13 protein-coding genes and 2 tRNA genes are annotated in these 13,160 nt (G+C 70.8%); 6 read left to right on the top strand and 9 right to left on the bottom strand.

All coding sequences use genetic code 11. The features are described 5' to 3' along the window. Positions 1-544, top strand: a 544-nt coding sequence (locus P3G67_RS27325; RefSeq protein WP_276095878.1) for an IclR family transcriptional regulator domain-containing protein, incomplete at its 5' end; no start/stop codon positions are given. Between the two features lie 54 nt (positions 545-598). On the opposite strand, the gene P3G67_RS27330 is transcribed toward P3G67_RS27325, so the two are convergent. Then, positions 599-1,738: a carbohydrate-binding protein gene (locus P3G67_RS27330; RefSeq protein WP_276095958.1), complete on the bottom strand. Its 1,140-nt coding sequence runs from the start codon at positions 1,736-1,738 to the stop codon at positions 599-601. Positions 1,739-1,943: 205 nt separating this feature from the next. Here P3G67_RS27330 and P3G67_RS27335 point away from each other — a divergent pair. Together P3G67_RS27335 and P3G67_RS27340 are read left to right on the top strand one after the other, a co-directional pair. After that, a tRNA-Lys gene (locus P3G67_RS27335) sits at positions 1,944-2,019 on the top strand. A gap of 245 nt (positions 2,020-2,264) precedes the next feature. Beyond that, positions 2,265-2,337: transfer RNA gene (locus tag P3G67_RS27340), tRNA-Lys, on the top strand. Between the two features lie 44 nt (positions 2,338-2,381). On the opposite strand, the gene P3G67_RS27345 is transcribed toward P3G67_RS27340, so the two are convergent. The 6 genes from P3G67_RS27345 to P3G67_RS27370 all read right to left on the bottom strand — a co-directional run bounded on the left by P3G67_RS27345 (position 2,382) and on the right by P3G67_RS27370 (position 8,381). Beyond that, positions 2,382-3,239 carry an ABC transporter permease gene (locus P3G67_RS27345; protein WP_269857762.1) on the bottom strand — a complete coding sequence of 286 codons (858 nt, stop codon included), beginning with the start codon at positions 3,237-3,239 and terminating at the stop codon, positions 2,382-2,384. After that, on the bottom strand, positions 3,199-4,035 hold the full coding sequence (locus P3G67_RS27350; protein WP_276095879.1) for an ABC transporter ATP-binding protein: 837 nt from the start codon (positions 4,033-4,035) through the stop codon (positions 3,199-3,201). Before P3G67_RS27350 ends, P3G67_RS27345 begins: the two co-directional genes overlap by 41 nt. Next, positions 4,035-4,484 carry a MarR family winged helix-turn-helix transcriptional regulator gene (locus tag P3G67_RS27355; RefSeq protein ID WP_276095880.1) on the bottom strand — a complete coding sequence of 150 codons (450 nt, stop codon included), beginning with the start codon at positions 4,482-4,484 and terminating at the stop codon, positions 4,035-4,037. The genes P3G67_RS27350 and P3G67_RS27355 overlap by 1 nt, the downstream gene beginning before the upstream one ends. 63 nt (positions 4,485-4,547) lie before the next feature. Continuing rightward, the gene (locus P3G67_RS27360) at positions 4,548-5,711 is read right to left on the bottom strand and encodes a low temperature requirement protein A (protein WP_276095959.1); all 1,164 of its coding nucleotides are present in this window, start codon (positions 5,709-5,711) and stop codon (positions 4,548-4,550) included. A gap of 139 nt (positions 5,712-5,850) precedes the next feature. Then, complete coding sequence (locus tag P3G67_RS27365) at positions 5,851-7,047, bottom strand: NAD(P)/FAD-dependent oxidoreductase (protein ID WP_276095881.1); 1,197 nt, start codon at positions 7,045-7,047, stop codon at positions 5,851-5,853. 11 nt (positions 7,048-7,058) lie between these two features. Next, a complete protein-coding gene (locus P3G67_RS27370; protein ID WP_276095882.1) occupies positions 7,059-8,381 on the bottom strand; it encodes an MBL fold metallo-hydrolase in 1,323 nt (440 codons plus the stop codon). A 46-nt stretch (positions 8,382-8,427) separates the two neighbouring features. Between P3G67_RS27370 and P3G67_RS27375 the strand changes: the two genes are divergently transcribed. The 3 genes from P3G67_RS27375 to P3G67_RS27385 are packed head-to-tail and all read left to right on the top strand — an operon-like array spanning position 8,428 to position 10,324. Beyond that, the gene (locus P3G67_RS27375) at positions 8,428-9,216 is read left to right on the top strand and encodes a GntR family transcriptional regulator (RefSeq protein ID WP_276095883.1); all 789 of its coding nucleotides are present in this window, start codon (positions 8,428-8,430) and stop codon (positions 9,214-9,216) included. A 14-nt stretch (positions 9,217-9,230) separates the two neighbouring features. Next, on the top strand, positions 9,231-9,575 hold the full coding sequence (locus P3G67_RS27380) for a rhodanese-like domain-containing protein (RefSeq protein WP_276095884.1): 345 nt from the start codon (positions 9,231-9,233) through the stop codon (positions 9,573-9,575). Continuing rightward, on the top strand, positions 9,572-10,324 hold the full coding sequence (locus tag P3G67_RS27385) for a sulfite exporter TauE/SafE family protein (protein ID WP_276095885.1): 753 nt from the start codon (positions 9,572-9,574) through the stop codon (positions 10,322-10,324). Before P3G67_RS27380 ends, P3G67_RS27385 begins: the two co-directional genes overlap by 4 nt. 52 nt (positions 10,325-10,376) lie before the next feature. Here P3G67_RS27385 and P3G67_RS27390 read toward each other — a convergent pair whose 3' ends face one another. Both P3G67_RS27390 and P3G67_RS27395 read right to left on the bottom strand, forming a co-directional pair. After that, on the bottom strand, positions 10,377-11,498 hold the full coding sequence (locus P3G67_RS27390) for a PLP-dependent cysteine synthase family protein (protein ID WP_391858362.1): 1,122 nt from the start codon (positions 11,496-11,498) through the stop codon (positions 10,377-10,379). Positions 11,499-11,572: 74 nt separating this feature from the next. Continuing rightward, positions 11,573-13,081 carry a M1 family metallopeptidase gene (locus tag P3G67_RS27395; RefSeq protein ID WP_276095886.1) on the bottom strand — a complete coding sequence of 503 codons (1,509 nt, stop codon included), beginning with the start codon at positions 13,079-13,081 and terminating at the stop codon, positions 11,573-11,575. Positions 13,082-13,160 lie beyond the last annotated feature (79 nt).

Here is a 13,160-nt window from a genome sequence, read left to right on the forward strand (position 1 = left end):
CGAATCGGCTGTCCTGCTCGGTAGCAGCACCCGGCGGCGCGCCCTGAGCGACAAGCTCAAGGCGATCCTCGCCAGGTTGCGCGACGAGGTCGGCGCGGCGGTCTACTTCAGCCGCTACGACGACGGCAAGGTCCGCATCATCGACTACGCGGACGGCCCGGCCGCGCCCAAGGTCAACGAGTGGGTGGACTTCCGGGACGCGGCGCACGCCAGCGCCGTCGGCAAGTGCCTGCTCACCCAGCTCGACGTGAACGGCCGCCGGGACCATGTGTCGCGGCACAAGGTGGCGCGCTTCACGTCCAAGACGATCACCAACGAGCGGGTGCTGTTCACCACGTTGGACAACCAGCCCTCCACGGTGCCCACGCTGGACCTGCAGGAGTACGCGGTCGGCACGGTCTGCGCCGCGGTTCCGATCAGCATCGGCGCGTCGGTCGGCTGCCTCGCCGTCTCGATGCCGCTCGACCGGGCCCACCATCTGCGCAAGGCGGCGGACACGCTCAACAAGCGTGCGGCGCCCGTGCTGTTGTCGCTGTCGATCTGAGAACGTGTGACGGGCCAGGCGGCCGCCTGGCCCGTCACTACGGAATTGCGTGCCCTAGCAGGGGCCTTCGTCCTGCCAGACGCCCGAGCCGCCGGTGGAGGGCGCCTCGCCCTGCGTCCACCACTTGGCCTTCCAGGTGTGGCCGTTGTACGAGACCTCGTTACCGCCGACGTAGACGGCGGTGCTGCTGTACGCGGGCGCGGTGCACGGCCCGGTGGGCGGCGGAGTCGGCGTGGAGGTGGGCGGGTTCGAACCGGCGAACTTCACCGAGTACTTGGTGAAGTCGTACGCGCCCTGCGGAACGCTGCTGCACGTTCCGGACGTCTGGCCGTTGTTGTCCGGTGGGGTGCACTGCCGGTCCCGGTTGACCGACCAGAAGGTGTAGCGCGCCATGTGGTGGCTGGTCGCGTAGTCCAACACCGTCTGGAAGTCGGCCTGGTAGAAGTACTCGCCGCTGTCGCTGCGGCCGTTCATCTGCGAGATGCCCTCGTGCGCGTACGCGGTGGCCGCGTCCCAGCCGAAGGTCGACTGCAGTATGGAGTTGAAGTTCGTCAGCGCGGTGGTCTGCGCCGCCGCGCCGTTGAAACCTCCGTCGAACGGCATGATGGAGAAGTTGTTCGGGGTGAACCCCTGGGACTTGGCCTCGTTCAGCATCTGCTTGCCGAACCAGCCGGTGCCGTCCGCGGTGCCCGCGGTGGTCACCGAGAGGTAGATGCCGGGGTTCTGCTGCTGAAGGATCTTGGCTGCGCCGATCTCGTTGTGGATGGCGGCGGAGTTCTCGTACTCCGGCTCCTCCAGGTCGAAGTCGATCGCCTTCAGCCCGTACTTGTCGATCACCTGCTGGTAGGCGGCCGCGGTGGCCTGCGGTGTGCCGCAGGTCTGGCCGAGCTTGGTGCCTCCGTAGCCGCCGACGGACGCCGAGACGTCGCCGCCCTTGGCGCGGATCCCCGAGATCACGTTCGCCACGGCGGTGTCGGAGGAGACCGCGTCGGTGCCGCCCCAGGTGGCCGAACAGCCGCCGCCGTTCGGCGCGAGGACGAACGCCAGCTGGAAGGCCTTGAGCCCGGTGGCGTCCATCACGGCGCCCGGGTCCGGGGGGTCGTTGTCCAGCGGCATCAGGTACGGCGCCGCCGCGTACCAGTTGGCGCCGACCCCGCCGGCGTCGGCCGGGGCGGCGTGGCTGGTGGCCGCCATGGTGGTCAGGGCACCGACGGCGAGGGTGGCCGCCGACACGGCGGCGGCCAGGGTCTTGAGTCTGCTGGGCACAGTGCTGCCTCCTGTGGGGGTGGAGGTGGTACAGACCAATGCCCCACAGGGTGTACCCCGTGACGCGATCACGTCAATAGATCGGGCTGGTCATGAGCACCCTGCCGTATCCGGTAGAGTTTCTGTTGAGCGAGCGCCGCTAGCTCAACTGGCAGAGCAGCTGACTCTTAATCAGCGGGTTCGGGGTTCAAGTCCCTGGCGGCGCACCAAAGCCCCACATGCTTGCATGTGGGGCTGACTGCTTTTGGTGGTCCGGGCTGGGGCCTCATGGGGGGCCTGCCCCCGCGCCCCTCCGGAAGCTCCACCTCCGGCCGCCGACGGCCTTCGCCCGACGCCCCCCGCCGGGGGGCCGCCCTGCACCCCGGCCCGCACCCGCCCGCCCCGGGGTGGGCGGGCGAGCACGGCGGCCATGGTCATGGCCATGGGCTGTGGTCAGGTATTATTTCTTCCGCTGGCGCCGCTAGCTCAACTGGCAGAGCAGCTGACTCTTAATCAGCGGGTTCGGGGTTCAAGTCCCTGGCGGCGCACTTTTCACGTAGGGCCCCTCACGTAACGCGAGGGGCCCTACTGCTTACCGTGCCAAGCGGCTGAGCAGGGACGACGCCGCCGTGATCCCCAGCGCCGCCGCGACGGCCAGCACCCCGAAGTCCATTCCCAGATGCGCCGGGGTGCGGATGAGCAGCCCGCGCAACGCGTCGACCTCATAACTCAGCGGATTGATCCGGCTGACCACCCGCAGCCACCCCGGCATCACGGACACCGGGTACAGGGCGTTGGAGCCGAAGAACAGCGGCATGGTGATGGCCTGGCCGATGCCCATGAGCCGGTCGCGGGTGAGCACGATGCCCGCGATCGTCATGGACAGGCAGGAGAAGAACGCCGAGCCCAGCAGCACCACCCCGGCCACACCCAGCAGTCGAAGCGGATTCCAGGTCAGCGCGACGCCGAGCAGTGCGGCGATCACCACCACGACGACCGCCTGGATCAGCGACTTCACCCCCGCCGCGAAGGCCTTCCCGGTCACCAGCGCGGCCCGCGGGGTGGGCGTGACCAGCAGCTTGGTGAGGATCCCGGAGTCCCGCTCCCAGATGATCATGATGCCGTAGAAGATCGCGATGAACATCGCGGACTGCGCGATGATCCCCGGAGCCAGATAGTCCAGATACGGAATGCCACCGGTGGGGATCGCCCGGATCCGGGTGAAGGTCTCACCGTAGATCAACAGCCACAGCGCGGGCTGTACGGCGCGGGTGTACAGCTCGGTGCGGTCGTGCCGCAGCTTCTGCAGCTCGACCACGCACATGGCGAGGATCCGGGCGGGCACCACCCGCCAGCCGGTGCGCGCGCGTGGCGGCACGAGCAGCAGGTCGAGGCCCCGGTCGGCGCCGTCAGCTGACGCGGGACGCGGTGCGGCGGGTACGGCGGACATCGCGGAACTCTCCTCCCTGGGCGTCCAGCCCGCTTCCGGCGACGTCGCGGAAGACGTCCTCCAAGGTGGGCGCCCCCGTGCCGCCCCGGCGGTCACGGAGATCGGCCTTCAGCGCCTCCGGTGTACCCAGGGCGCGGATCCGGCCGCGGTGCATCAGGGCGACGCGGTCGCAGTACTGGTCGGCCTCGTCCATGTAGTGCGTGGTCACCAGCACCGTCATGCCGGTCGCCGCGCGGACGGCGTTGATGTGGTCCCACACGCTGGTGCGGGCGATCGGGTCCAGGCCGATGGTCGGCTCGTCCAGCATCAGCAGCCGGGGCGCGCTGACCAGTGCCTGGGCGAGTTCCAGGCGGCGGATCATGCCCCCGGAGTACGTGCCGGCCATCCGGTCGGCGGCCTCGGTGAGGTCGACCGCTTCCAGAGCCTGCGCCACCCGGTCCGCCCGCTCGCGCCGGCCGACGTCGAAGACCCGGGCGAACAGCGCCACGTTCTCCCGTCCGGTCAGCGAGGCGTCCGCGGAGAGCTGCTGCGGTACGTAGCCGAGCAGCCGCCGCACCGCCATCCGCTCCCGCGCCGGGTCATGGCCGAAGACCCGCACCATTCCGGCGGGTACCGGCAGCAGCGTGGTGATGCAGCGGATCGCGGTGGTCTTGCCCGCACCGTTGGGACCGAGCAGCCCGAAGACCTCACCGGCGGCCACGGTCAGGTCAAGGCTGTCGACCGCTCTGGTCTCCCCGAAGGAGTACGCCAGCCCGCGGCATGCGAGGGCTTCGGCTATCGGCTCGTCGTCGCTCATCAGCCCACCTCCTCGTGCAGGCCCTCGGCGAGCCTGCGCAGCGCAGGAATCGCGGCGGCCAGCGCCGCCCGGTCCTCCTCCGACAGCCGCTCCGCCTGCCGCCGCACCAGTGCGGTACGGCGCGCCGCCCAGTCCCGTAGCCGCGCCTCGGCGTCCGGGGTGGGCAGCAGCCGGGTGGAGCGCCGGTCGGCCGGATCGGTCTCCCGGTTCAACAGGCCTGCCTTCACCAGCTGGTTGACCAGGGTGGAGACCGAATTGCCCGCCAGATAGAGCTCCTTGGCCGCCGCCGAGACACGTATTCCGGGCTCGGCGCTCACCAGCCGCAGCAGTTCGATCTGCGCGCCGCGCAGTCGGGGGGCCGGCATGTCGGCCCGCAACCTGCGCCGGATCAGCCGTTGGATGCCGGTGAGGACATCGGTCAGTGCGTCGGGGAGCTCCGCTGCCGCCATACAATAATTTTAGCTCTCCATACGAGATATCTGCCAGGCTGCGGAGCCCGGAACCGGTTGCCACTACGCGTTCTGGCGCGCCCCTTCGAGCTCCGCGCGCACGATCCGCGTGCGGAACGTCACCCCGAGGGCCACCGCGAGCGCCCCCACCACTCCGGCCAGCGGCACCGCCGCGTGCCCGGCCAGGGTGCACGCCAGTACCGCCACCGACGCGACGGGCAGCACTGACTGATGGAGCAGACCGCGCTTGTGGAACCGGGTGTGCAGCAGCCACACCGTGAACAGGTACACCGCCGACGGCACGGTGACCGCCGCGGAACCGGCCGACGCCGGGATGTGCGCCACGCCCACCGCCTGCTCGACGGCCACCTCGATGCCCGCGCCGATCGCGGCGGCCGAGGCGAAGACCAGGTAGTGGCCGTACCCCCACAAGAACGCCTCCCGGTTGCCGCGCAGGCGTTCGTGGATCGGCACCGAGAAGTAGATCCACCACGCGGAGAAGACGATCAGCAGCCCACCGCCCGCGATCATCAGCAGTTGGCCGTGCGGCCGGTGCACATCGAGCGCCGACTGTACGGCGACCGTCGCCGCGGAGACCGTCTCGCCCAGCACGATGATGGTGAACAGGCCGTAGCGCTCGGCGATGTGGTGCGGATGCCACTGCGTGCGGGCGCCGGACTCGGCGATCGGCGGTACCAGCAGCTCGGCAACCACCATCACCAGGAACGCCCACACCGCCAGCCGTCCCGGCGGGAGCAGCAGCGCCAACCAGCCGATCTGGCACAGCGCCACTCCGCTCGCGTACCGGACAGCGGTCTGCCGGGCCGCCCCCCGCTCACCGGACGCGGCCCGCAGCCACTGGGTGACCAAAGCCAGCCGCATCACCAGGTAGCCGATGGCGACCACGGTGAAGTCTGCGCGGTCGAAGGCCCGCGGCACCCCGGCGGCGAGCACCAGCACTCCCGCGATCTGCACCAGCGTGGTGACCCGGTACGGCACATCGTCGATGTCATAAGCCGAGGCGAACCACGAAAAATTCATCCAGGCCCACCAAATAGCGAAAAACACCATCAAGTACCCGGCGATGCCCGCGCCCGCGTGCCCGGCCACCAGTGCGTGCACCAGCCGGGCTCCGGCCTGTGCCACCGCGACCACGAAACACAGGTCGAAGAACAACTCCAGTGGTGTGGAGGCCCGGTGTGCCTCGTCCCGGTCGCGGGCGGTCATCCGGCGGACCGGCAGTCCGGTCGACTCCCCGGTCACCGCCGCGGCTCCTGTCCGGCCGCCCTGGTATCAGTCGTCATGGCTGACACTCTCGGCCAACGTGCCGTCGGCGCCCCGCAACGGCACGCCGATGGCACCCGCCTCAGGCGAGGCCGCGCAGCATCAACCGCCAGTACAGCAACGGCAGTCCGTAACGCTTGAGGTACCACATGTCGCGCCGCTCACGGGTGGTGTCGATCAGCGGGATGGTCGGTGTGTGCGCCATGGTGTAGTCGAACTCGGCGAGCAGCATCCGGTCCTGCGCGGTGGTGATGGGGCAGGAGGCGTAGCCGTCGTAGCGTGCAGTGGGTTCGCGTCCCGCCATCGTGGCCAGAAGGTTCCGCACCACGACCGGGGCCTGCTTGCGGACCGCCGCGCCGGTCTTGGAGTTGGGGGTGGAACCCGCGTCCCCCAGCGCGAAGACGTCGGGATGGCGTTCGTGGCGCAGGGTGTGCTTGTCGACCTGGACGTAGCCGGCCGGGTTGCCGGGGTCGGCGAGCGGACCCTCCTTGATCCAGTCGGGGGCCGACTGCGGGGGCACGGTGTGCAGCAGGTCGTAGCCGATGGACTCGCTCGTTCCGTCGGTGTTGTCGACGATGACGGCCTTGCGGGCGGAGCCATCGACCTCGGTCAGTTCGCTGCTCAGCCGGACCTCGATGCCGTAGCGGGCGGCCACCCTGGCCAGTTCGGCGGAGAACGCGGGCACTCCGAACATCGCCGCCGTGGGCAGCACCAGCACCACCCGGATGTCCTTGAGCACGCCCTCGCGCCGCCAGTGGTCGGCGGCCAGGTAGGCGATCTTCTGCGGCGCGCCGCCGCACTTGATCGGCCCGGACGGCATGGTGAACACCGCGGTGCCCTTGCGCAGTCCGCGTATCAACTGCCAGGTCCTGGGCGCCAGTTCCGGCAGGTAGTTGGAGGACGCGTACGGGGTGCGCACGGCCTCGGCCATGCCTGGGATCTTGTGCCAGTCGAGCTGGATGCCGGGGCAGACGACAAGCCGGTCGTACTCCAGCCGGGAACCGTCGGACGTGGTCACCATGTGCGCGGCCGGATCGACGCTCGTCGCGCGGTCCTTGACCCAGCGGGTGCCGCGCGGCATGACGGACGCCTCGCGGCGGGCGCTCTCGCCCAGCGCTGCCCGGCCGCCGCCGACCAGGGTCCACAGCGGCTGGTAGTAGTGCGTCTCGCTCGGTTCGAGCACGGCGACGCCGGTGGTACCGGCGCGCCGCAGCCGGGCCGCGACGGTGATTCCGGCGGTGCCACCGCCGATGATGAGGACCTTGGCGTGCTGTGTCATGGCGTGCCTCCTCAGCGCTGTGCGGTCATGGCGTGGGCGAAGTCGTCGTCGATCAGCACCACTTCGTGTCCGGCCCGCGCCAGCAGCGACGCGGCGACACTGGCCCGGAAGCCGCTGGCGCAGTGCACCCAGATCGTCCGCCGCGACGGCAGTTCGCCCAGCCGGTCCAGCAGTTGGTGCAGCGGGATGTGCAGTGAGCCGGGCAGGGCGCCGGTGGCCCGCTCGTCGTCGCGGCGTACGTCGAGCAGCAGCCCGCCCCCGAGCGCGGCCAGGTCCGCGAAGGCCACCCGCCGGTAGGAGCACTCGCCGGGCACCGGGCCGACCGCCGCTCCGGCCGGGCGGTCGATGCCGATGCGGGCCAACTGCCGCTGGGCATCGGCGACTTGCCCGGCGGTCTCGCCGATGAGGGTGACCGGGCTGCCCCAGGGCAGCAGCCAGCCCAGGTACGTGGCGAACTGACGGCCCAGTTCGATGCCGACCGTTCCGGCCATGTGCCCGGCCGCGTAGGCGGTGCGGTCGCGCAGGTCGACCACCCATTCCCCGGCGGCGATCCGGGACTTCAGCTCTACCGCGTCCACCGGCTGGGGCGGCGTGAGGTCGGCGGCCGAAGGGCCCTGCCGGTTGAGCGGTGCCATGTGCGCGTAGTAGGCCGGATAGGCGGTGAGGCGGGCGATCAGGCGGGCGGTGAAGGCGTCCTCGTCGGGCTCGGTGAGCGCGTCGTTGCGGGTGCGCTCGTCGGCGATGGTGGCGGTCGGACCGGCCGCCGTGGGTGCCGAGGAGCAGAAGCTGCCGAAGCCGTGGGTGGGGAAGACGGCCGCGTCGTCGGGGAGTTCGGCGGCCAGCCGCCGGGCGGAGCGGTACTGGGCCCGGGTCAGCTCCTCGGTGCGGTCGGGGTCCACCAGGTCGGTGCGGCCCACCGTGCCGTAGAGCAGCGAGCCTCCGGTGAACACCGCGGGCGGCCCCTCACCGTCGGAGATGACGTACGACAGATGGCCGTCGGTGTGGCCGGGGGTCGCCACCGCCTCGACGGACAGGCCGCCCACCGCGAGCCGGTCGCCGTCCTCCACCGGATACCGGTCGAAGGAGACCGACTCGGCGGCGGACAGCACGTACGGCACGCCGTTTCGCCGGGCGAGTTCGTATCCACCGGTCACGTAGTCGTTGTGGATGTGCGTCTCCACGACCAGCCCGCAGGTCACCCCGGCGTTGGCCAGCACCGCCTCGACCCGGTCCAGGTCGCGCTGCGGGTCGATGACGACCGCGACCCGGCCGTCGTGCGCGATGTAGCTGCGGTTGCCCAGTTCCGTCGTGTCGATGACCTCGACCTCGACCATCTGCCCACCCCTTTCGTTAATGCACGAATGTACGTACATTAGGTCCGTGCAATCGAGTAGAGCAACCAAGCCGGACCGCTCCAGTCCGCTTCCACTGTGGGCCCAGGTCCGCGATGACCTGCGGGCGAGGCTGGAGTCCGGCGCGTTCCGCACCGCCTTCCCCGGCGAGCTGGCGCTGGTCGAGGAGTACGGAGTCAGCCGCCACACGGTGCGCGAGGCGCTGCGCCAACTGCGCGCCGAGGGACTGGTGACCGCCGAGCGCGGCCGTCCGCCGCGGCTGGCCGTACCCGCGGAGATAGAGCAGCCGCTGGGCGCGCTCTACAGCCTGTTCCGGTCGGTGGAGGCGGCGGGCCAGGTGCAGCGCAGTGTGGTGCGGGTGCTGGACATCCGTGCCGACGGGGTCTTCGCCGCCCGGCTCGGCTTGGAGGAGTCCGCACCGCTGCTGCACCTGGAGCGGCTGCGACTGGCCGACGGCGAACCACTGGCCGTCGACCGGGTGTGGCTGCCCGCCGAGTTGGCGGCACCGCTGCTGGAGGCGGACTTCACCCACACCTCGCTCTACGACGAGTTGGCAGCCCGCACCGGCGTACGGCTGACCGGTGGCCGCGAGGTGCTGCGGGCGGTGGTGCCCACCCCGGCGGAGCGCCGGCTGCTCGGCATCGGTGAGGGCGTCGCCGCGTTCGCCGTGGACCGGCTCGGCTGCGCGGGCAGCCGCCCGGTGGAGTGGCGCCACACGCTGGTGCGCGGCGACCGCTTCACCGCCCGCGCCGAGTTCTCGGCGAAGGGCTACCGGCTGGATCTGGCGGGGGCCGGGTCCTTCGCCCTGACGAAGTGACCTTGGGGGTCGGCGTGTTGGAGGCAGTGCGGGAAGTGGATCCGCTGGAGGCCCGGGGGCTGGTCGGCTCCGGCGCGGCGGTGCTGCTGGACGTACGAGAGGACGACGAGTGGGCGGCCGGGCACGCACCGGAGGCCGTGCATCTTCCGCTGTCCGCGGTCGACTTCGGGGATCCCAAACTGATGGAAAGTCAACTGTTCGTGGTGGTATGCCGATCGGGCCGCAGGTCCGCGCTGGTCGTCGAGCGGCTGCGGGCGGCGGGCCGGGCGGCGTGCAACCTGCGCGGCGGGATGCAGGCCTGGTCGGTGGCCGGGCTGCCGGTGACGTGTACCGGCGGGCAGCCCGGAACCGTCATATGACCCTGCTCGGCGTGCTCCTCGGCGGGCTGATCGGCCTGTGTCTGGGGGCACTTGGCGGCGGTGGCTCGATACTGACGGTTCCGGTACTGGTGTACGCGCTCGGGGAGAACGCGCGATCGGCCACCACGGGGGGTCTGGTGGTGGTCGGAGTGACCGCGCTGTGCGGGGCGTGGAGCCATGCCCGTGCGGGCAACGTGCGCTGGGGCGCTGGCCTCGGATTCGGTGCGGCGGGCATCGCGGCCTCGTACGCGGGTACGGCGCTGAACAGGTCGGTGGATCCAACGGCGTTGATGTTCTGCTTCGCCGCGCTGATGGTGGTCTCGGCGACGGCCATGTTCCGGCGCGGACGCGGTGCCGCACCGGCGCCGGAGCGGGTGGGCGGGACGCCGGTGGTGCGGATCGTCGCCTCCGGCCTGGCCGTCGGGTTCCTCACCGGTTTCCTCGGGGTGGGCGGTGGCTTCGTGATCGTCCCGGCGCTGGTGGGCGCGCTGGGGTACGAGATGCCCGTCGCGGTGGGCACCTCGCTGCTGGTCATCGCGGTCAACTCGGCGGTTTCGCTGGCCGCTCGGGCGGGCGGGGAGACGTTCCACTGGAAGGTCATCGCGCCGCTGACCGCCGCCGCGGTGCTCGGCTCGCTGTTCGGCCGCCGGGTGTCGGCCCGGGTCCCCTCCGCCGCGTTGCGCCGCGCGTTCGCCACGCTGACGGTGGCGGTGGCGGGATACCTCGTACTGCGGACGGCCGTGGGCTGACGGCCTGCGGGTCACCGCGCGTTGGTCCCGGCGGCGCCGGACCGACCGCGGGTTACAACCGCCCCTGCGCCAGGAACCGCTCCAGCCGCGCCGCGTACGGCGCGACGTCGATGCCCTGGGCGGCCAGCCATTCCTCCGAGTAGTACTTGTCCAGGTACCGCTCGCCCGGATCGCACAGCAGCGTCACCACGCTGCCCCGCTCGCCGCGCGCCCGCATCTCCGCGATGATGCGGAACGCGGCCCAGGTGCCGGTGCCGGTGGAGGCGCCGGTCCTGCGGCCCAGCAGCCGCTCCAGGAGGTGGATGGTGGCGATCGCGGCGGCGTCCGGCACCCGCGTCATGCGGTCCACCGCGCCGGGGATGAAGCTGGGCTCGACGCGCTGACGGCCGATGCCCTCGATACGGGAGCCGTGGTCGGTGGTGACCGACGGATCGCCGGTGCGCCAGCCGTCGAAGAACGCGGAGTTCTCCGGGTCGGCCACGCAGACGCCGGTGCTCCGCTGGGTGTAGTGGACGTAGCGGGCGATGGTCGCGGAGGTGCCGCCGGTGCCCGCGGTGGCGACGATCCAGGACGGCTCCGGGTGCCGTTCCGACGCCATCTGCCGGAAGATCGACTCGGCGATGTTGTTGTTGCCGCGCCAGTCGGTGGCCCGCTCCGCGTAGGTGAACTGGTCCATGTAGTGGCCGCCGGTCTCCGCGGCGAGCCGGGCGGCGACCTCGTAGACCTCACACGGGTTGTCCACCAGGTGGCAACCGCCGCCCTGGAACTCGATCAACTCGATCTTGGCCCGACTGGTGCTGGCGGCCATCACCGCGATGAACGGCACCCCGATGAGCTTGGCGAAGTACGCCTCGGAGACCGCCGTCGAGCCGCTGGACGCCTCGATCACCGGGCGTCCGGGGCGGATCCAGCCGTTGCACAGCCCGTACAGGAACAGCGAGCGGGCCAGCCGGTGCTTGAGGCTGCCGGTGGGATGGGTGGACTCGTCCTTCAGATACAGGTCGACGCCCCACTCCACCGGCAGCGGCACGGACAGCAGATGGGTGTCGGCCGAGCGGTTGGCATCGGCCTGGACCTTGCCCACGGCCTCCCTCAGCCAGGCCCGGTAGGCCGGGTCGTGTCGGTTCACGTCCAGCTCGACGGACTCGGGCGGTGCGGTCATGGCATCGGTCATGTGCCCTGTATAACCGCACCGCCCTCTCAAACCGTCACTTGGGGTGACTAGCTGGTCCGGCTTTCAGCGCCTCATCAGCGGGCGTACGCGGCGTGGATGCGCGCCCAGGACTTCGGTTGCGCGGTCACCGCCGGCGCCCGTACCCCGGCCTTGGCCGCGGCGGGCGCCGCCGGGCGCTCCGGGGTGAACAGCCAGGTCTGGAACAGCTGGGCCAGCGGCTTGCCGGAGATCCGCTCCGCCAGACCCTGGAACTGCGCGAAGTCGCCGTTGCCGTAGGCGTGTTCAGTGGTCCACGCCTTGAGGATCCGGAAGAACGCCTTGTCGCCCACGGTGTTGCGCAGTGCCTGGATGGCGGCGCCGCCCCGGTCGTAGACCGCGTCGTCGAACTGGTGGGCAGCGCCCGGGTCACCCGGCTTGACCTTCCAGAACGGGTCGCTCGCCGGGTGCTGGGCGTAGACGTAGTCGGCGAGCTGCTGCGGGGTGCCCTCGCCCTGGTAGTCCGACCACAGCCACTGGGCGTAGGTGGCGAAGCCCTCGTTCAGCCAGATGTCCTGCCAGCGCTCCAGCGAGACGTCGTCGCCGAACCACTGGTGGGCGAGTTCGTGCACCACCACCGAGGCGTTGGAGCCGCTGGCGAACTGCGCCGGGCTGTAGAACGGCCGGGTCTGGGTCTCCAGCGCGTAGTGGGTCTTGACGTTGGGCACGTAGCCGCCCAGCGCGTCGAACGGGTACTTCCCGAAGTACTTGCTCTCCCAGTCGATGATCTCCGCCGACCGCTCGACGCTGGCCCGTGCCGCCGCCGCGTTGGCGCCGAGGTCCGTGCTGTAGGCGTTGACGACGGGGACGCCGTCCTTGGTCCTGCCGGTGGTGATGTCGAACTTCCCGACGGCGAGCGTGGCGAGGTAGGTGGCCTGCGGCCGGTCCTGCCGCCAGCTGTAGCGGGTGCCGGTGGCGGTGTCGCGCTGGCCGGTGGGCACGCCGTTGCTGATCACCTGGAGGCCCTTGGGAACCTCCACCGACACGTCGTAGGTGGCCTTGTCCAGCGGGTGGTCGTTGCTGGGGAACCACCACCACGCCGCCTCCGGCTCGTCGGCCGCGACCGCGCCGTCCGGAGTGCGCAGCCAGGCGTTGATGCCGTTCACCGTGACCTTGGACGGCACCCCGGAGTAGCGCACCACGACCGTGGCGTCACTGCCCTTGGGCAGTGACGCGGCGGGGGTGATCTGGAGTTTGTGGGCGCCGGGGTTCTCGGTGAAGGCGGCCTGCTGCCCGTTGACCAGCACACTGCTGACGTCCAGCGAGAAGTCCAGGTCGAAGCGGGACAGGTCCTGGGTGGCGGACGCCAGGATGGTCGCGGTGCCCTGGAGCTGGTCGGTCTTCGGCTGGTACCTCAGCCGCAGGTCGTAGTGGGACACGTGGTACCCGCCGTTGCCGTACGTGGGGTAGTACGGGTCCCCGATGGTGGGCGCGCCTGGGGTCGGTGTGGCGGCTGCCGCCGGAACGGCCAGCAGCAGCGTAAGTGCGGATGCGGCGGCCGTCGCGGTCGAGGCGATGGTTCTCTTGCGCGCGTTGTCACGCAGCACTGGCCCTCCAACTGGTCCGGGAGAAGGAACAGTTGGCAGGCTATGCAGATCCTGTGAGCGGCGGCCAGCGAACCTGCCG

It is taken from the genome of Streptomyces silvisoli, assembly GCF_029269905.1.
Taxonomy (GTDB): domain Bacteria; phylum Actinomycetota; class Actinomycetes; order Streptomycetales; family Streptomycetaceae; genus Streptantibioticus_A; species Streptantibioticus_A silvisoli_A.

Bases quoted from the DNA above. Each gene is read 5' to 3' on its own strand.
- P3G67_RS27350 (WP_276095879.1), bottom strand. From the start codon at position 4,035: ATGAGCGACGACGAGCCGATAGCCGAAGCCCTCGCATGCCGCGGGCTG.
- P3G67_RS27360 (WP_276095959.1), bottom strand. From the start codon at position 5,711: ATGACCGCCCGCGACCGGGACGAGGCACACCGGGCCTCCACACCACTG.
- P3G67_RS27345 (WP_269857762.1), bottom strand. From the start codon at position 3,239: ATGTCCGCCGTACCCGCCGCACCGCGTCCCGCGTCAGCTGACGGCGCC.
- P3G67_RS27385 (WP_276095885.1), top strand. From the start codon at position 9,572: ATGACCCTGCTCGGCGTGCTCCTCGGCGGGCTGATCGGCCTGTGTCTG.
- P3G67_RS27370 (WP_276095882.1), bottom strand. From the start codon at position 8,381: ATGGTCGAGGTCGAGGTCATCGACACGACGGAACTGGGCAACCGCAGC.
- P3G67_RS27355 (WP_276095880.1), bottom strand. From the start codon at position 4,484: ATGGCGGCAGCGGAGCTCCCCGACGCACTGACCGATGTCCTCACCGGC.
- P3G67_RS27390 (WP_391858362.1), bottom strand. From the start codon at position 11,498: ATGACCGATGCCATGACCGCACCGCCCGAGTCCGTCGAGCTGGACGTG.
- P3G67_RS27365 (WP_276095881.1), bottom strand. From the start codon at position 7,047: ATGACACAGCACGCCAAGGTCCTCATCATCGGCGGTGGCACCGCCGGA.
- P3G67_RS27330 (WP_276095958.1), bottom strand. From the start codon at position 1,738: ATGGCGGCCACCAGCCACGCCGCCCCGGCCGACGCCGGCGGGGTCGGC.